This window comes from Klebsiella sp. BIGb0138, assembly GCF_004342285.1.
In the GTDB taxonomy this organism is placed as follows: domain Bacteria; phylum Pseudomonadota; class Gammaproteobacteria; order Enterobacterales; family Enterobacteriaceae; genus Klebsiella.
Map to the genome: position 1 here is coordinate 20985 of NZ_SMCV01000019.1, position 17558 is coordinate 38542.

The following is a 17558-nucleotide window of genomic DNA, read 5'->3' on the forward strand; positions in this document are numbered from 1 at the left end:
GCCCGGGGTTTCCCCGGCTCACGCCGGGCTATCGGTTATTTCCCGCCGGCCAGCTCGAGGAAGCTGCCGGTGACATAGGAGGCTTTTTCGCTCAGCAGCCACGCGATGGCCTGCGCCACCTCTTCCGGCTGGCCGCCGCGCTGCATCGGTAACGCCGCTTTCACCCGATCCACGCGCCCCGGCTCACCGCCGGAGGCGTGCATATCGGTGTAGATAAAGCCGGGACGAACGCCGTTAACACGAATCCCCTGCGCCGCGACTTCCAGAGATAACCCGGTGGTCAGGGTATCCACCGCCCCTTTCGAAGCGGCGTAATCAACATATTCTCCCGCCGCACCGAGCCGTGACGCCGCCGAAGAGACATTAACGATCGCCCCGCCTTTTCCACCGTGGCGGTGCGCCATCCGTTTCACTGCCTCCCGGCAGCAGAGGAAATAGCCGGTGACATTGGTGCCCAGCACCCGGTTAATCCGCTCGGCATTCAGGTTTTCAATCGTACTTTGCGTAAACAGAATTCCCGCGTTGTTCACCAGCGCGGTCAACGGCTCGCCAAGACGGTCAATACCGTCAAACATCGCCAGCACCTGCGCTTCATCGCTGATGTCTGCGCGCAGCGCCACGGCTTTGCCGCCCTGGGCGACGATCTCATTAACCACCTCAGTCGCGGCGTTGATGTTGTGGTGGTAATTCACCGCGACGGTATAGCCTTCCTGCGCCAGCAGCAGCGCTGTCGCCTTGCCTATTCCGCGGCTGGCGCCGGTAATCAATACTACAGCCATCTTATTCTCCCAAAAAATAAAGGCGCCGAAGCGCCTTTAAAAGATAGTCCGATCGGCCGGTTACTGATATTCGCTCAGCGGAACGCAGGCGCAGAACAGGTTACGATCGCCGTAAACATCATCCAGACGTTTCACCGTCGGCCAGTATTTATTCGCCAGCCCTGCCGGGAATACCGCCTGTTCGCGGGTGTACGGATGGTGCCATTCGGCAACCAGTTCGCCCTGCGTGTGCGGCGCGTTAACCAGCGGGTTATCTTCCAGCGGCCACTCGCCCGCTTGCACACGGTCGATTTCACTGCGAATCGCCAGCATGGCAGCGATAAAGCGATCCAGCTCGACTTTGCTTTCAGATTCCGTCGGCTCAACCATCAACGTACCAGCCACCGGGAAGGACATCGTCGGCGCATGGAAACCGAAGTCGATCAAACGCTTAGCAATATCCAGCTCGCTGATGCCGGTCTCTTCTTTCAGCGGGCGAATATCAAGAATACATTCGTGCGCCACGCGGCCGTCGCGGCCGGTATAGAGCACCGGGAAGGCCTCTTTCAGACGGGTCGCAATGTAGTTGGCGTTGAGGATCGCCACCTGGCTGGCCTGCTTCAGCCCTTCCGCGCCCATCATGCGGATATACATCCAGCTGATAGGCAGAATAGAGGCGCTGCCGAACGGCGCGGCAGATACGGCGCCCTGGCGGGTCAGCATCCCTTCGATTTGCACCACGCTGTGGCCCGGAACAAACGGCGCGAGGTGCGCTTTGACGCCAATCGGCCCCATACCCGGGCCGCCGCCGCCGTGCGGAATACAGAAGGTTTTATGCAGGTTAAGGTGCGATACGTCCGCGCCGATAAAGCCCGGGGAGGTGATCCCCACCTGAGCATTCATGTTAGCGCCGTCGAGGTAAACCTGGCCGCCGAAGTGATGCACGATTTCGCACACTTCACGGATAGTCTCTTCGTAGACGCCGTGCGTCGACGGATAGGTCACCATGATGCAGGAAAGATTTTCCCCCGCCTGCTCCGCCTTGAGACGCAGATCCGCCAGATCAATGTTGCCATTTTTATCACAGGCGACCACCACCACCTGCATCCCCGCCATCTGTGCGGACGCCGGGTTGGTGCCGTGCGCAGAGCTTGGGATCAGGCAGATGTCACGATGGCCTTCATTGCGGCTTTCATGGTAGTGACGAATGGCCAGCAGACCCGCGTATTCGCCCTGCGCGCCAGAGTTCGGCTGCATGCACACGGCATCATAGCCGGTCAGTTTTACCAGCCAGTCGGAGAGCTGGGCAATCATCTGATGGTAGCCTTCGGCCTGCTCTGCCGGACAGAACGGGTGCAGTTCGGCAAACTCCGGCCAGGTGATCGGGATCATTTCCGCCGCCGCGTTCAGCTTCATGGTGCAGGATCCCAGCGGGATCATCGCCTGATTGAGGGCCAGATCTTTACGCTCGAGCGAGTGCATATAGCGCATCATCTCGGTTTCGCTGTGATAGCGATTGAACACCGGGTGCGTCAGAATCGCATCGTTACGCAGCATGCTTTGCGGGATCGAACGGCTGTCAAGCGCCACGTCCTTATCCAGGGTATCGATATCCAGACCATGGTCGTCGCCAATCACGGCGCGGAACAGATTCAGCACATCTTCACGGGTTGTCGCTTCATCGAGGGTGATGCCGACCGCGTGATGAATATCGCTGCGCAGGTTCATTTCCAGCGCTTCAGCGCGCGCCAGCACCGCCGCTTTGTCAGCCACTTCGACGCACAGGGTGTCGAAGTAGTGCGCGTGGCGCAGCCTGAGCCCTTTTTTCTGCAGGCCGTCGGCCAGAATGTCGGTCAGACGGTGGATACGGCTGGCGATACGCTTCAGACCTTCTGGCCCGTGGAACACCGCGTACAGGCTGGCAATGTTCGCCAGCAGCACCTGGGAGGTACAAATATTCGAGTTCGCTTTCTCGCGGCGGATATGCTGCTCGCGCGTCTGCATCGCCATGCGCAGCGCGGTATTGCCTGCGGCATCTTTCGATACGCCGATAATACGGCCCGGCATGGAACGTTTGAATTCATCTTTCGCGGCAAAGAAAGCCGCGTGTGGGCCGCCGTAGCCCATCGGTACGCCGAAACGCTGGGCGGAACCGAAAACGATATCGGCCCCCTGCTTGCCCGGCGCGGTCAGCAGCACCAGCGCCATAAAGTCAGCGGCGACGCTGACCACCACTTTGCGCGCTTTCAGTTCGGCGATCAGGTTGCTGTAGTCATGAACTTCGCCGGTGGTACCCACCTGCTGTAACAGCACGCCGAAGACGTCCTGATGGTCGAGCGCTTTGTCAGCATCGTCAACGATGACATCAAAGCCGAAAGTTTCAGCACGGGTGCGCACCACATCCAGCGTCTGCGGATGAACGTCAGCGGCGACGAAGAAGCGGTTAGCGTTCTTCAGTTTGCTGACGCGTTTGGCCATCGCCATCGCTTCTGCCCCGGCGGTCGCTTCATCCAGCAGCGAGGCGGAGGCGATGTCCAGACCGGTTAAATCGAGCGTAACCTGCTGGAAGTTCAACAGCGCTTCCAGACGGCCCTGGGACACTTCCGGCTGATACGGCGTGTAGGCGGTGTACCAGCCCGGATTTTCCAGCATATTGCGCTGGATAACCGGCGGCAGCTGCACGGCGGTATAACCCATGCCGATGTAAGACTTAAAGCGCTTGTTACGACCGGCGATCGCCTTCAGTTCCGCCAGCGCGGCGAATTCGGTGGTCGCGTCACCCACCTGCGGTGGGGTCGCCAGCTGAATATCCTGCGGCACAATCTGGCCAATCAGGGCGTTAAGCGAATCGGCGCCGACGGTATTCAGCATCTCCTGCTGTTGCTGAGCATCCGGGCCGATGTGACGTTCAATAAAGGCGCCGCGGTTTTCAAGCTGACCTAAAGTCTGAGTCATGAGCGATGGTTCCTGAAACGTGCAGTGAATCGTAGATGTCTTTACTTACCTGAACAGGCAAAATCATCCGGACTGCCGCTACAGACGCAGCGGCAGTCCGGCGGGTGCGGCTATTTACTCGTTTTCCAGCAGCGCCGCGTAGGCGGCCGCATCCAGCAGGGCCGCAACCTGGGATTCATCGCTGGCTTTGATTTTGAAAATCCAGCCGTCAGCATACGGATCGCTGTTCACCAGCTCCGGCGAGTCGTTCAGCGCTTCATTAATCGCGACAATCTCGCCGCTAACCGGGGCATAGATATCAGAAGCCGCTTTGACCGACTCGGCAACCGCGCAGTCGTCGCCCGCATCAACGGTGGTACCGACGTCCGGCAGGTCGACAAAAACCATATCGCCAAGCAGCTCCTGCGCATGTTCGGTGATGCCGACGGTATAGGTACCGTCGGCTTCTTTACGCAGCCATTCGTGTTCTTTGCTGTATTTCAGTTCTGCTGGTACGTTGCTCATCAATTCATCTCCAAAAAGGGGGAATCACACCACGGCTTTGCCGTTGCGTACAAAAACAGGTTTAGTCACTTTTACCGGCATTTCGCGGTTGCGAATCTGCACAATGGCCGTTTCGCCGATCCCGGCCGGTACCCGTGCCAGGGCAATACTGTAGCCCAGCGTCGGGGAGAAGGTGCCGCTGGTGATAATGCCTTCTTTCTGATTGCCGTCAGCATCGGTAAAGTGCACCGGCAGGCCGCCGCGCAGAACGCCTTTTTCGGTCATCGCCAGGCCTACCAGCTGTTCAGTGCCCTTTTCACGCTGCAGCTCCAGGGCTTCGCGGCCGATGAACTGACGATCGGCGGGTTCCCAGGCAATGGTCCAGCCCATATTGGCCGCCAGCGGAGAGATGCTCTCATCCATCTCCTGACCATACAGGTTCATCCCCGCTTCGAGGCGCAGGGTATCGCGAGCGCCCAGGCCGCATGGCTTCACGCCAGCGTCCAGCAGACCGCGCCAGAAATCCGCGGCTTGCTCATTCGGCAGCGCGATTTCATACCCGGTTTCGCCGGTATAGCCGGTGGTGGCAATAAACAGATCGCCCGCCTGCACGCCAAAGAACGGTTTCATCCCCGCAACGGCCTGACGCTGCTCGTCGGTAAACAGGGTGGCGGCCTTCTCTTTCGCCTGCGGCCCTTGTACGGCAATCAGCGAAAGATCGTCGCGGACGGTGATCTCAAGACCATAGGGTTCGGCCTGCTGGCTAATCCAGGCGAGGTCTTTTTCACGGGTGGCGGAGTTAACAACGAGGCGGAAATAATCTTCGGCAAGGAAATAGACAATCAGGTCATCGATGACGCCAGCGGAGGCGGTGAGCATGCCGCTATAGAGCGCTTTGCCGGGAACCGTGAGCCTGGCGACATCGTTAGCCAGCAAATAGCGCAAGAACTCACGAACCCGGCTGCCGTGGAAGTCGACAATGGTCATGTGCGAGACATCGAACATTCCGGCGTCGCCTCGCACCGCGTGGTGCTCATCAATCTGGGAACCGTAATGTAGCGGCATCATCCAGCCATGGAAGTCCACCATGCGAGCGCCGCACAGCGTGTGTTGTTCATACAACGGAGTCTGTTGAGCCATCTTTTCCTCATCGAATAAAACGGAACCAGCTACTGTTTTGGGCGATGACGTTTGGGCCATTTCACACCACGAAATCCGCCGCCGACATCGTTATCCGACGCCGACGCAAACGTTCTCTTTTGCCTGAACTTACCACCGAAACCGGCGCTAAACCATAAGCTAAATCAGGACATCACATTAGCTTATGACCAAAATCCGCCCAAAAGACTACAGAGTTATTAACTGGAAAAAAGCGATTTAAGCCACATAAAATTAAGACCATTCGCTAAAAATACCGAGCATGATGGTGTTTTATGCGAAAAAATGGGCCGATTTTCGTTGACTAAAAAAGAGAAACATTAATAAAACTAATGCGAAAAAATGGGTGAGATTAGATTATTTCAAATGAGCGGGAAAAACCCGGCGCGCCGGCCGGGTGAGAGAAGTGTGACGCGCTTAACGTAACCAGGCGGGAAGATCGTTTAAGCCCATCGCCTGACGAATCAGCTGCGGCTTCACCCCGGGTAAGGTATCCGCCAGTTTCAGGCCAATATCGCGCAGGAGCTTCTTCGCCGGATGGCTACCGGAGAACATTTCGCGAAAGCCCTGCATGCCTGCCAGCATCAATGCGGCGCTGTGCTTACGGCTGCGTTCGTAACGCCGCAGATACAGGTACTGACCGATATCTTTGCCCTGGCCATGCAGACGCCGCAGTTCATCGATCAGTTCCGCCGCATCCATAAAGCCCAGATTCACCCCCTGCCCGGCCAGCGGGTGGATGGTGTGCGCGGCATCGCCCACCAGCGCCAGCCGGTGCGCGGCGAACTGACGCGCGTAGCGGCCGGTCAACGGGAAAGTCTGACGCTCGCTTGCAAGCTGGCACAGACCAAGACGATTATCGAAGGCGATATTCAGCGCCTGATTAAAGGCCGCCTCATCCGCCTGGTGCATCCGTTCCGCCTCCTGCGGCGACAGCGACCAGACGATAGAACACAGGTGCGGATCGCTGAGCGGCAGAAACGCCAGGATACCGTCGCCGTGGAACACCTGGCGGGCCACCGCCTGGTGCGGTTCTGCGGTACGGATGGTGGCGACCAGCGCATGGTGGCGATAGTCCCAGAAGGTCAGCGGGATATCCGCTTTGTTACGCAACCAGGAGTTTGCGCCATCGGCGCCGACCACCAGCCGGGCGGTCAGCATCGTGCCGTCCTGCAGGCTCAGAAAAGCCTCGTTTTCGCCCCACGCCACCTGCTGCAGCTGAGCCGGGGCCAGCAGCGTGATGTCAGAACAGCGCTGCGCCTTCTGCCACAACGCATGGTGAACGACCGCATTTTCAATAATATGACCAAGGTGGCTGAAGCCCATACTCTGGTCATCAAAGCTGATGTGGCCAAAGCTGTCCTTATCCCACACCTCCATCCCGTGATAGCAGCTGGCGCGCTGGGCGATAATTGTCGGCCAGACGTCCAGCCTGGTGAGCAGTTTTTCGCTGGCGGCGTTTATGGCCGAAACCCGCAGCGCCGGCGGCGCATCGGCGTTTAATGGCTGCGGCTCGGCCTGTTCCAGCACCGCAACCCGCAGCCCGCTCCCCTGCAAACCGCAGGCGACCGCCAGGCCCACCATGCCACCGCCCACAATGGCAACATCAACACTTTGCACGTTCAACTCCTTAACGGGGAACCCAACCGAGGGTACGCTGCGCCAGCGCATCGCGCGCCGGGGTAAATAATTCCATCGCCATCAGGCCCACGTTTCGCCCCGCCACCAGCGGCGCCCAGTGATTGGCGAACAGATGAACCAGCCCATCGGTCACGCCGATGGTGGCGGCTTTATCATCCGCGCGCCGCGCCTGATAATGACAAAGAAGCGAGTAATCGCCGGGATCCTGCCCGTTAGCGCAGGCCTGGGCCAGCGTTTCCGCCAGGCTCATGACATCCCGCAGGCCAAGGTTAAAACCCTGGCCGGCGATGGGATGCAGCGTCTGCGCCGCGTTGCCCACCAGCACCAAGCGATGGGAAACCGGGCGCGTAGCGGTAGTCAACGTCAATGGATAAACGCTGCGCTTTCCGGCATGAGTGATGCGCCCCAGCCGCCAGCCAAATGCCTGCTGCAGCTGCGCGCAAAATTGCGCGTCGGACCAGGCCAGCACCTCATCGCGCCGCGACTGCGGGTGGCACCACACCAGCGAACAGCGGCCCTGCGACATCGGCAACATCGCCAGCGGGCCGTGCTCGGTGAAACGCTCAAAGGCGCGGCCCTCATGGGGCAGTGCGGTACTGACGTTGGCGATAACCGCCAGCTGCTCATAGGGCTGCTGCTGCCATTTCATCCCGCAGCGCGCGCCCAGGGTTGAACGCGAACCGTCGGCGGCGACCAGCAGTTGGCCCTCAATCGTCTCGCCGCTGTCCAGGGTGATGCTGACGCCCTCTTCCCAGCGGGTGACGTCTTCGACCGTCGCCGGACAGTGCAGGGTCACCCCCGGGGCTTCGCGCAGTTGCGCAAACAAACGCTGGCCGATATCGTGCAGCTCGACCACCTGCCCCAGGGCCGCCAGGCCGTAGTCCTGCGCCTCGAGCGTGACAAAGCCCGCATGCCCGCGATCGCTAACGTGGACGCGCTGAATAGGCGTCGCGCAATCGGCGATGCCTTGCCAGATGCCGGTACGCGCCAACTGCTGGCAAGTGCCCGCCGCCAGCGCAATCGCCCGGGCGTCAAAACCGGGATGCTGTGACGAATCTGGCTGCGCCGCCTCCACCAGATGCACCGGCAGCGCGCCGTCGGTCAACCGGGAGATGGCCAGCGCCAGGGTCGCCCCGGTCATCCCTCCGCCCACGATCAGTACGCTCATGACCGCTGTGCCGCCGCCATCAGCGCCTCGATATCGTCGGCTTTTTTCACCACTCCGGCGGTAAGGTTTTCATTGCCGTCTTCGGTTATCACAATATCGTCTTCAATGCGGATGCCAATGCCGCGATATTGCGGCGGCACGTCGGCATCCGTCGCAATATATAACCCCGGTTCTACGGTCAGCACCATCCCCGGTTCAAGAACCCGCGAGCGATCGACATCGTAGTTGCCGACGTCGTGAACATCCAGCCCCAGCCAGTGGCTCAGGCCATGCATAAAGTATGGACGATGCGCGTTGTTCACCATCAGCTCGTCAACATCCCCTTTCAGGATGCCGAGGCGCACCAGGCCGGTAATCATAATGCGCACCACCTGCTGGTTAACCTGCTGAATGGAGGTGCCAGGACGATACAGTTCCAGCGCGGTGTCCAGCGACTCGAGGACAATATCGTAAATCTCGCGCTGCGCCGGGCTGAATTTGCCATTCACCGGGAAGGTGCGGGTAATATCGCCGGCATAGCCGCGATATTCACAGCCGGCGTCAATCAGCACCAGCTCGCCGTCGCGCAGTTCGGATTCATTTTCGGTGTAGTGAAGAATACAGCCGTTTTCGCCGCCGCCAACGATGGTGTTATAGGAGGGGAAACGGGCGCCGTGGCGGTTGAACTCATGCAGAATCTCGCCTTCCAGCTGATATTCGAACATTCCCGGGCGACATTTTTGCATCGCACGGGTGTGGGCCAGGGCGGAAATCTCACCGGCGCGGCGCATCACCTCCAGCTCTTCCGGCGATTTAAACAGCCGCATTTCGTGCACCATCGGCCGCCAGTCAATCACCGAGGCGGGCGCCTGCAGATTCTGGCGCACGCCTTTACGCAGCTTGTCCAACGCGGTGAAGACGATTTTGTCGGCATAGGCGTATTCGCCCTGGGCAAAGTAGATCGCGTCAAGACCGTTCAGCAGCTGGAACAGCTGCTGGTTAATTTCGCTGAACGCCAGCGCCCGATCGACGCCGAGCTTCGCCGGTGCCGCGTCCTGGCCAAGACGGCGGCCGAACCAGATTTCCGCCGTGAGATCGCGGACGCGGTTAAACAGCACGCTGTGGTTATGGGTGTCGTCGCTTTTAATCAACACCAGCAAGGCTTCCGGCTCATTAAATCCCGTGAAGTACCAAAAATCGCTGCTCTGCCGGTAGGGATATTCTGAATCTGCGCTGCGCACGGCTTCCGGCGCGGCAAAAATCAGCGCCGCGCTGCCTGGCTGCATCTGCGCCAGCAGTGTCTGGCGACGAGAAAGAAATTCCTGCTGTGTCATGACGCCCCCTCAACAAATTATCGTTAGTGTAATGTTGGCTTGCGAACTTCCGGCGCGGTTGGCTGCTGGCGGGAGAAGGTCTCGTGGCACAGCAGCGCGGCAACGCGCACGTACTCGATGATCTCCTCCAACGACATCTCCAGCTCTTCCTGATCTTCGTCTTCGTCGTAACCCAGTTGCGCAATATTACGCAGGTCGTCGATGGCTTCGCCGGTCTCGTCTTTGATTTTATCCAGCTTCGGCTGAGTGACGCCCAGGCCGAGCAGGAAGTGGTTAACCCAACCGGCCAGCGCGTCGGCGCGTTCAAATACGCTTACCGCGTCGCCTTCCGGCAGGTATAGCTGGAATAAGAAACCGTCATCTTCCAGCGAGTCGCTGGTCACGGAATGCATGGTACGCAGAGACTCGGCCAGCTCATGACCGAATGCCAGGCCTTCGTTGGTCAGGTCGTGCACCAGCGGCTGCCAGCTGCTGTCTTTATTGCCGCCGCACAGGATCCCACTGATCAAACCGTGCATTTCGGCAGGGGTTAAGCCCACGCCCTGTTGGTTCAGTAACTGGTCTACAGCGTTGTAACCAGGCATTTCGTTCTGTATAGACATGCGCATTCGTCATCGTTGGGAGGAATATTCATGATATGCTACCACTTTGGACCCTGGTGAACCAGAATAGGGCTTGTACCTTCGCATCAGGGTAGCTATAGTGTCGCCCCTTCGCAGCCCCCTCCGGGCGTGAAGGCCGCGCAGTCAATCAGCAGGAAGGTGGCATGTCTGCACAACCCGTCGATCTCCAAATTTTTGGCCGTTCACTTCGCGTGAATTGCCCGCCTGAACAAAGGGATGCCTTGAATCAGGCAGCTGATGACCTGAATCAGCGGTTGCAAGATTTAAAAGAACGCACTAGAGTCACAAATACTGAGCAGCTGGTCTTCATCGCCGCGTTGAACATCAGCTATGAGTTGACTCAGGAAAAAGCGAAAACCCGCGATTACGCTTCCAGCATGGAGCAGCGTATTCGGATGCTTCAGCAGACCATCGAACAAGCGTTGCTTGAGCAAGGTCGCATAAGCGAAAGAACCGGGCCGAAGTTTGAATAACACTTTGCCGTTAACTGTGTTAGAGTAATCGCAAGAACAAAATTTCTCTGAGATGTTTGCAAGCGGGCCAGTCCCCTGAGCCGATATTTCATACCACAAGAATGTGGCGCTCCACGGTTGGTGAGCATGCTCGGTCCGTCCGAGAAGCCTTAAAACTGTGACGACGCATTCACCTTGAACCAAGGGTTCAAGGGTTACAGCCTGCGGCGGCATCTCGGAGATTCCCTTTCTTTTTCGTTTCATCCCTCACGGCTTCATCTTCAGCATTTCACTCCTTGTGTATTACACTACGCCTACATGCATACCAGGCTCACGCCATGCCGTGATAATGCCAAAGCAGGCGATCGATCATGACCCAAATTTTTGATACTCAGGCCAACCGGCAACAGATTCGTCAGCAGATTCGCCAGCGTCGACGCGCGCTGACGCCAGAACAGCAGCGGCAGTTCGCCCAACAGGGCGCGGATCGAATGATGGCCTACCCGCCGATGGTGATGGCACGCACCGTCGCGCTGTTTCTATCCTTTGATGGCGAACTCGATACCCAGCCGCTGATCGACCAGCTGTGGCGAGCCGGCAAACGGGTCTATCTCCCCGTGCTCCACCCTTTTAGTCCGGGAAACCTGCTGTTTTTGCACTACCATCCACATAGCGAGCTGGTGCTGAACCGGTTGCGAATTCACGAGCCGAAGCTTGATGTACGCGACGTCTTGCCGCTGAGCCAACTGGACGTACTGATCGTCCCGCTGGTCGCTTTTGATGCCTCCGGGCAGCGTCTGGGGATGGGCGGCGGATTTTACGACCGGACATTGCAAAACTGGCAGCGCTATCGCCTGCAGCCTGTCGGCTATGCCCATGACTGCCAGCAGGTCGAGGCACTGCCCGCGGAGCAGTGGGATATCCCGCTGCCCGCGGTGATAACGCCCGCAAAACTGTGGCAGTGGGCGTAGCTTATTTGCCGCCCGACGTCTTTAGTGCTCTGTGATGCCAACCGCTTAACAGGAAGATCGGTGCCGGCGCCAGCTGCTGGAAAAAGTGGCCAGGGTTGTGGTACGGATTACGGCTTACATTCAGCCACACCTGCACATCAAAGCCTATCGCCACGTTGGCAGAGGTATACCTCCCGCCCACTATCAGAGTAATGGCGTGAAATTAAGCAGAGATTGATTCATCAGTTAAAGGGATCCCCGCAGGGATCCTTTCGACGAATCAGAACAGCAGACGCGCGCGGATGGTGCCAGGAATGGCTTTCATCGCCTGCAGCGCCTGTTGCGCCACATCCTCTTCCGCCTCAATATCGATAACCACATAGCCCATCTGCGGCGTGGTTTGCAGATACTGCGCCGCGATGTTGATGCCCTGAGTGGCAAAAATCTGGTTGATTGCGGTCAGCACGCCCGGACGGTTTTCATGGATGTGCAGCAAACGGCGCCCGCCGTGCAGCGGCAGAGAAACTTCCGGGAAGTTAACCGCCGAGAGCGTCGAACCGTTGTCGGAATACTTTGCCAGCTTGCCCGCCACTTCCAGACCGATATTCTCCTGCGCTTCCTGGGTAGAGCCACCGATGTGCGGCGTCAGGATTACGTTGTCGAACTCGCACAGCGGCGAGGTGAACGGGTCGCTGTTGGTGGCCGGTTCGGTCGGGAACACATCAATCGCCGCGCCCGCCAGATGCTTACGCGCCAGGGCATCGCACAGCGCCGGGATATCCACCACCGTACCGCGAGAGGCGTTGATCAGCAGCGCGCCGGGTTTCATCAGCGCCAGCTCTTCTGCACCCATCATATTTTTGGTGGAGGCATTTTCCGGCACATGCAGGCTCACCACGTCGCTCATGTTCAGCAGGTCGGAGAGGTGTTGAACCTGAGTGGCGTTGCCCAGCGGCAGTTTGCTTTCGATATCATAGAAATAAACGTGCATACCCAGCGATTCCGCCAGAATACCCAGCTGCGTGCCGATGTGCCCGTAGCCGATAATCCCCAGCTTTTTACCACGCGCCTCGAAACTCCCGACCGCCAGTTTGTTCCACACGCCGCGGTGCGCTTTGGCATTGGCTTCCGGCACGCCGCGCAGCATCAGCAGCAGCTCGCCAATCACCAGCTCCGCCACGGAGCGGGTATTCGAGAACGGGGCGTTGAACACCGGGATCCCGCGTTTCGCCGCCGCGTTTAAGTCCACCTGGTTGGTGCCGATACAGAAACAGCCAACCGCCACCAGTTTTTCCGCCGCGGCGAAGATCTCTTCAGTCAGATGAGTACGGGAACGCAGGCCAATGAAATGGGCATCACGGATCGACGCTTTCAGCTCCTCGCTGTCCAGCGCGCCTTTGTGAAATTCAATGTTGGTGTAGCCTGCCGCGCGGAGGTTCTCCAGCGCTTTCTGATGCACACCTTCAACCAGCAGAAACTTAATCTTGTCTTTTTCCAGTGATACCTTAGCCATTTCCCCGTCCTGTTTTGTCTTATCTGATGTCGTGCGGAACGAAAGTTCTTCCAGCAACATATCAAAAAAAACTATCGCGGCAATATGAACGTTTGCGTCGGCGACCTGAAGAAATATCACTCAGAGGGAAATGGCAGGACAAAACACCAGAAAGCGGGAAAAAGGTAGATTGTTACTAATACTGGTTGCATAAATGTGACAGAAGTCACTAAATTCAGCCAGGAGAAAAAATATTTGCGAGGGAGCCGCTCGCTCCCTCGATCCAGATTATTTTACGATGGTTTTTACACCATCGGCGGTACCGATGAGTGCCACATCAGCCCCGCGGTTGGCAAACAGCCCGACGGTGACAACGCCAGGAATACCGTTGATGGTATTTTCCAGCGCGATGGCATCCAGAATTTCCAGGCCGAAGACGTCAAGAATCACGTTGCCGTTGTCGGTCACCACGCCCTGACGATACTCCGGACGGCCGCCCAGCTTCACCAGCTGACGCGCCACGGCGCTGCGCGCCATCGGAATCACTTCCACCGGCAGCGGGAACGTACCAAGAATATCAACCTGCTTGGAGGCGTCGGCGATGCAGATAAACTTGTCCGCCACCGAGGCGATAATCTTCTCGCGGGTTAACGCCGCGCCGCCGCCTTTAATCATCTGCATATGGCCGTTAATCTCATCGGCGCCGTCAACGTAAATCCCCAGACGGTCAACGCTATTGAGATCGAAAACCGGGATGCCAAGGCCTTTCAGTTTTTCGGTGGAAGCATCGGAGCTGGAGACCGCGCCTTCAATCTGCCCTTTCATGGTGCCCAGCGCATCGATAAAATGCGCGGCCGTGGAGCCGGTACCGACACCGACGATGGTGCCCGGTTGTACATATTGCAATGCCGCCCAGCCTACTGCTTTTTTCAGTTCATCTTGCGTCATGATTATGGTCCGAGATGTGAATACCTGTGGCGCATTATAGAACACCAGGCGGGGAATTGTCCCTGCGGTGGGGTCACACAACTAAGCAGACCATTTTTCATCTTCATCAAAAACGAATTTATGTCATAGTGCGAGGTAATGAAAAGTGATAGGGGTACGCCAGAATAATGAAACGACCGGACTACAGAACACTACAGGCGCTGGACGCGGTGATAAGAGAACGTGGGTTTGAGCGCGCCGCGCAGAAGCTATGCATTACACAGTCCGCCGTCTCTCAGCGTATTAAACAGCTGGAAAATATGTTCGGGCAGCCGCTGCTGGTCCGTACCGTGCCGCCGCGTCCGACCGAACAAGGCCAGAAACTGTTGGCCCTGCTGCGTCAGGTTGAGCTGCTGGAAGAGGAGTGGCTGGGCGATGAGCAGACCGGCTCCACGCCGCTGCTGCTGTCGCTGGCGGTTAACGCCGACAGTCTGGCCACCTGGCTGCTGCCCGCGCTGTCCAGCGTACTTTCCGACTCCCCTATCCGCCTCAATTTGCAGGTGGAAGATGAAACCCGCACTCAGGAGCGCCTACGCCGCGGCGAAGTGGTCGGCGCGGTGAGTATCCAGCCGCAGGCGCTGCCAAGCTGTCTCGTCGATCAGCTCGGGGCGCTGGACTATCTGTTCGTCGCCTCGAAAGAGTTTGCGCAACGCTACTTCCCCAATGGCGTCACCCGCTCAGCGCTGCTCAAAGCGCCGGTTGTCGCTTTCGATCATCTGGATGATATGCATCAGGCGTTTCTACAGCAGAACTTCGACCTGCCGCCGGGCAGCGTGCCTTGCCATATCGTTAACTCTTCGGAAGCCTTTGTACAGCTCGCACGTCAGGGGACCACCTGCTGTATGATCCCGCATCTGCAGATTGAAAAAGAGCTGAACAGCGGTGAGCTTATCGATTTGACGCCGGGGCTGTTTCAGCGGCGGATGCTCTACTGGCACCGCTTCGCACCGGAAAGCCGGATGATGCGCCGGGTGACCGATGCGCTGATCGACTACGGTCACAAGGTGCTGCGCCAGGACTAAGCGCGAGCGATAAAAAAAGCCACTTCAGATGAAGTGGCTTGTTTATTTGCTGACTTACTGCGCCGCTTCGGGCTGTTTCGCCGGTGCCGCAGGCGCTGATGCGGGCTGACCCGGCTGCAGTTCAAAGACCACATCGACCTGATCGTCAAACTGAATGGTCGCCTGCTCGTAGGTTTCCTGTGCGGAAACCGGGGCGGCATCGGCGGCTTTCATCATCCGCACCATCGGGCTCGGCTGATAGTTGGAGACATGATAGCGCACGCTATAGACCGGTCCCAGCTTGCTGTGGAAGCCTGACGCCAGCTCCTGCGCCTGATGCACGGCGTCATCAATTGCCGCTTTACGCGCTTTGTCTTTGTAGGTATCCGGTTGCGCAACGCCTAACGAAACGGAGCGTACTTCGTTCAGACCGGCCTTTAACGCGCCGTCCAGCAGACCATTCAGCTTGTCCAGCTGGCGCAACGTCACCTCAACGGTGCGCACCGCGCGGTAGCCTTTCAGGATGCTTTTGCCATTCTGATAATCGTAATCAGGCTGGGTACGCAGGTTGGCTGAATTAATATCTTTTTTGGCAATACCGTTCTTTTCCAGGAAAGAGAGGTACTGCGCCACGCGCTCATCGGCTTGCTTCTTCGCCGAGGCCGCATCTTTCGCCGCGACGTTAACTTCAATCGCCAGGGTGGCGATATCAGGAACCGCCGCCACGCTGGCGGTACCTGAAGTCACAATGTGTGGGCCATTCGGCAATTCATTTGCCTGCACTGCCATTGCGCTAAATCCGATTGCTGCCGCCAGGGCCATGAGTTTTAACTTCACTGTCGTTTCTCCATCTTACATTGGTCGTCCATACGCGGACGCATGCCTGCAAGCTTAACGCGTATGCGGCGAAAGTCCATCGGACAACGCTTAGTTCAATAAGGTCTGGAGATGTAATAGACCGTCCTTTGCCAGCTGCAGCGCGATAAACCACATCACCAGCCCCACCAGCACGTTAATCACCCGCTGCGCGCGCGCGGTGCGCAAACGCGGCGCCAGCCAGGCCGCCAGCAGCGCCAGGCCAAAAAACCACAGGAACGACGCGCTGATGGTCCCCAGCGCAAACCAGCGCTTCGGCTCGACGGCAAGCTGGCCGCCCAGGCTACCCAGCACCACAAAGGTATCGAGATAGACGTGGGGATTAAGCCAGGTCACCGCCAGCATGGTGACGATAATTTTCCAGCGCCCCTGCTTCATTACCTCCGCGCTGGCCAGTTCCAGGTTGCTACTCCACGCCGTTTTCAGCGCGCCAAAGCCGTACCATAGCAGAAAGGCCACGCCTCCCCAGGTCACCAGAGCCAGCAGCCACGGCGACTGCATCAGCAGCGCGCTGCCGCCAAAAATACCGGCGCAAATAAGCACCAGGTCGCTCACCGCGCACAGCAACGCAATCATTAAATGATACTGACGACGAATGCCCTGATTCATCACAAAGGCGTTTTGCGGACCAAGCGGCAAAATCATAGCCGCTCCCAGGGCAAGCCCCTGAAAGTAATACGATAACATGTTGGATTTTCCGATGAGGTCGTTAATGCAGATGAATATAACGCGCTAAAATCATTAGAGGAAATTGATAATTTTAATCATTAATAAGATTGGCTAATAACATAAAAACAATAAAGGCCAGCAGCGCTGGCCTTGTCGATAAACGGCTGTATTACTCCGCTTCTTTTTCCTGTGGACGAACCACGTGCACGTCCATCTGCGGGTACGGGAAGCTGATGCCGTTGGCGTCAAAATCGCGCTTAATGCGCTCCAGCACATCCCAGTAAACGCTTTGCAGATCGCTGCTCTGGCTCCAGACGCGTACCACGTAGTTCACCGAGGAGGCCCCCAGCTCATTCAGGCGCACGGTCATTTCGCGATCCTTGAGGATACGTTCTTCCGATTCGATGATGTTCGTCAGCAGCTGTTTGACTTTATCGATGTCGGCATCGTAGGAGACGCCGATGATAAACTCGTTGCGACGTACCGGTTCACGGGAGAAGTTAATGATATTGCCGGCGATAATTTTCCCGTTCGGGATGACCACGATTTTACCGTCAGCGGTACGCATGGTGGTGGAGAAAATCTGCACGCTCAGCACGGTACCGGCAACGCCGCCGAGATCAACGTATTCACCGGCGCGGAACGGGCGGAACATCACCAGCAGTACGCCAGCGGCGAGGTTAGACAGTGAACCTTGCAGCGCCAGACCAACGGCTAAACCGGCGGCACCGAGTACGGCAATCACCGAGGCCGTCTGTACGCCGACGCGGCCCAATGCGGCAATCAGGGTGAACGCGATAACGGCATAACGCACCAGGGCGGAGAGAAAATCGGCAACGGTGGCGTCAATCTTACGCGCCAGCATCAGGCGGTTAACCGTGTTTGAGACGATGCGCGCCACAATCATCCCGATAATGATAATGGCTAACGCCGCAACGATGTTGACGGCATAGCTCAGCAGCAGCGCCTGGTTGCGGACCAGCCAGGTTCCCGCACCATTTATGCTGTCGACAACATTCAAATCTTCCATTT

Annotated in this window: 16 protein-coding genes, 1 other RNA gene and 1 pseudogene; 4 read left to right on the forward strand and 14 right to left on the reverse strand. The window is 57.9% G+C overall.

All coding sequences use genetic code 11. The annotated features are described in order from the left end of the window. Positions 1-35: 35 nt before the first annotated feature. From EDF73_RS26580 to EDF73_RS26615, 8 genes are all read right to left on the reverse strand, one after another. Positions 36-779: an SDR family oxidoreductase gene (locus EDF73_RS26580; protein WP_132731932.1), complete on the reverse strand. Its 744-nt coding sequence runs from the start codon at positions 777-779 to the stop codon at positions 36-38. A 60-nt stretch (positions 780-839) separates the two neighbouring features. Then, on the reverse strand, positions 840-3713 hold the full coding sequence (gcvP, locus tag EDF73_RS26585; protein WP_132731933.1) for an aminomethyl-transferring glycine dehydrogenase: 2874 nt from the start codon (positions 3711-3713) through the stop codon (positions 840-842). A gap of 114 nt (positions 3714-3827) precedes the next feature. Next, positions 3828-4217, reverse strand: a complete 390-nt coding sequence (gene gcvH, locus EDF73_RS26590; protein ID WP_132731934.1) for a glycine cleavage system protein GcvH — start codon at positions 4215-4217, stop codon at positions 3828-3830. A gap of 24 nt (positions 4218-4241) precedes the next feature. Beyond that, positions 4242-5336, reverse strand: coding sequence for a glycine cleavage system aminomethyltransferase GcvT (gene gcvT, locus EDF73_RS26595; protein WP_132731935.1), 1095 nt, complete (start codon positions 5334-5336; stop codon positions 4242-4244). Positions 5337-5771: 435 nt separating this feature from the next. After that, the gene (gene ubiI, locus EDF73_RS26600) at positions 5772-6974 is read right to left on the reverse strand and encodes an FAD-dependent 2-octaprenylphenol hydroxylase (RefSeq protein WP_132731936.1); all 1203 of its coding nucleotides are present in this window, start codon (positions 6972-6974) and stop codon (positions 5772-5774) included. Between the two features lie 10 nt (positions 6975-6984). Continuing rightward, a complete protein-coding gene (gene ubiH / locus EDF73_RS26605) occupies positions 6985-8163 on the reverse strand; it encodes a 2-octaprenyl-6-methoxyphenyl hydroxylase (RefSeq protein WP_132731937.1) in 1179 nt (392 codons plus the stop codon). Continuing rightward, on the reverse strand, positions 8160-9476 hold the full coding sequence (gene pepP / locus EDF73_RS26610; RefSeq protein WP_132731938.1) for a Xaa-Pro aminopeptidase: 1317 nt from the start codon (positions 9474-9476) through the stop codon (positions 8160-8162). Before pepP ends, ubiH begins: the two co-directional genes overlap by 4 nt. A gap of 23 nt (positions 9477-9499) precedes the next feature. After that, entirely contained in the window at positions 9500-10078 is a 579-nt protein-coding gene (locus tag EDF73_RS26615) for a YecA family protein (RefSeq protein WP_132731939.1), read from the reverse strand. A gap of 164 nt (positions 10079-10242) precedes the next feature. On the opposite strand from EDF73_RS26615, the gene zapA reads away from it, so the two are divergent. The 3 genes from zapA to EDF73_RS26630 all read left to right on the forward strand — a co-directional run bounded on the left by zapA (position 10243) and on the right by EDF73_RS26630 (position 11522). Further along, entirely contained in the window at positions 10243-10572 is a 330-nt protein-coding gene (gene zapA / locus EDF73_RS26620; RefSeq protein WP_004867406.1) for a cell division protein ZapA, read from the forward strand. 41 nt (positions 10573-10613) lie between these two features. After that, positions 10614-10797, forward strand: a non-coding RNA gene (ssrS, locus tag EDF73_RS26625) — 6S RNA. 125 nt (positions 10798-10922) lie between these two features. After that, positions 10923-11522: a 5-formyltetrahydrofolate cyclo-ligase gene (locus EDF73_RS26630; protein ID WP_132731940.1), complete on the forward strand. Its 600-nt coding sequence runs from the start codon at positions 10923-10925 to the stop codon at positions 11520-11522. 61 nt (positions 11523-11583) lie between these two features. Here the strand turns inward: EDF73_RS26630 and EDF73_RS26635 are convergent. The 3 genes and pseudogenes from EDF73_RS26635 to rpiA form a co-directional block, all read right to left on the reverse strand. After that, positions 11584-11724 (reverse strand): annotated as a pseudogene (locus EDF73_RS26635) (DUF2238 domain-containing protein); the annotation flags it as partial. 57 nt (positions 11725-11781) lie between these two features. Next, the gene (serA, locus tag EDF73_RS26640) at positions 11782-13014 is read right to left on the reverse strand and encodes a phosphoglycerate dehydrogenase (RefSeq protein WP_132731941.1); all 1233 of its coding nucleotides are present in this window, start codon (positions 13012-13014) and stop codon (positions 11782-11784) included. A 267-nt stretch (positions 13015-13281) separates the two neighbouring features. Continuing rightward, a complete protein-coding gene (gene rpiA, locus EDF73_RS26645; RefSeq protein WP_132731942.1) occupies positions 13282-13941 on the reverse strand; it encodes a ribose-5-phosphate isomerase RpiA in 660 nt (219 codons plus the stop codon). A 167-nt stretch (positions 13942-14108) separates the two neighbouring features. On the opposite strand from rpiA, the gene argP reads away from it, so the two are divergent. Then, positions 14109-15002 carry a DNA-binding transcriptional regulator ArgP gene (gene argP / locus EDF73_RS26650; protein ID WP_132731943.1) on the forward strand — a complete coding sequence of 298 codons (894 nt, stop codon included), beginning with the start codon at positions 14109-14111 and terminating at the stop codon, positions 15000-15002. 54 nt (positions 15003-15056) lie between these two features. Here argP and EDF73_RS26655 read toward each other — a convergent pair whose 3' ends face one another. From EDF73_RS26655 to EDF73_RS26665, 3 genes are all read right to left on the reverse strand, one after another. Then, positions 15057-15818, reverse strand: coding sequence for an oxidative stress defense protein (locus EDF73_RS26655; RefSeq protein ID WP_132731944.1), 762 nt, complete (start codon positions 15816-15818; stop codon positions 15057-15059). Between the two features lie 90 nt (positions 15819-15908). Beyond that, complete coding sequence (gene argO / locus EDF73_RS26660) at positions 15909-16544, reverse strand: arginine exporter ArgO (protein ID WP_132731945.1); 636 nt, start codon at positions 16542-16544, stop codon at positions 15909-15911. Positions 16545-16695: 151 nt separating this feature from the next. Beyond that, positions 16696-17556, reverse strand: a complete 861-nt coding sequence (locus tag EDF73_RS26665) for a small-conductance mechanosensitive channel MscS (protein WP_132731946.1) — start codon at positions 17554-17556, stop codon at positions 16696-16698. Positions 17557-17558 lie beyond the last annotated feature (2 nt).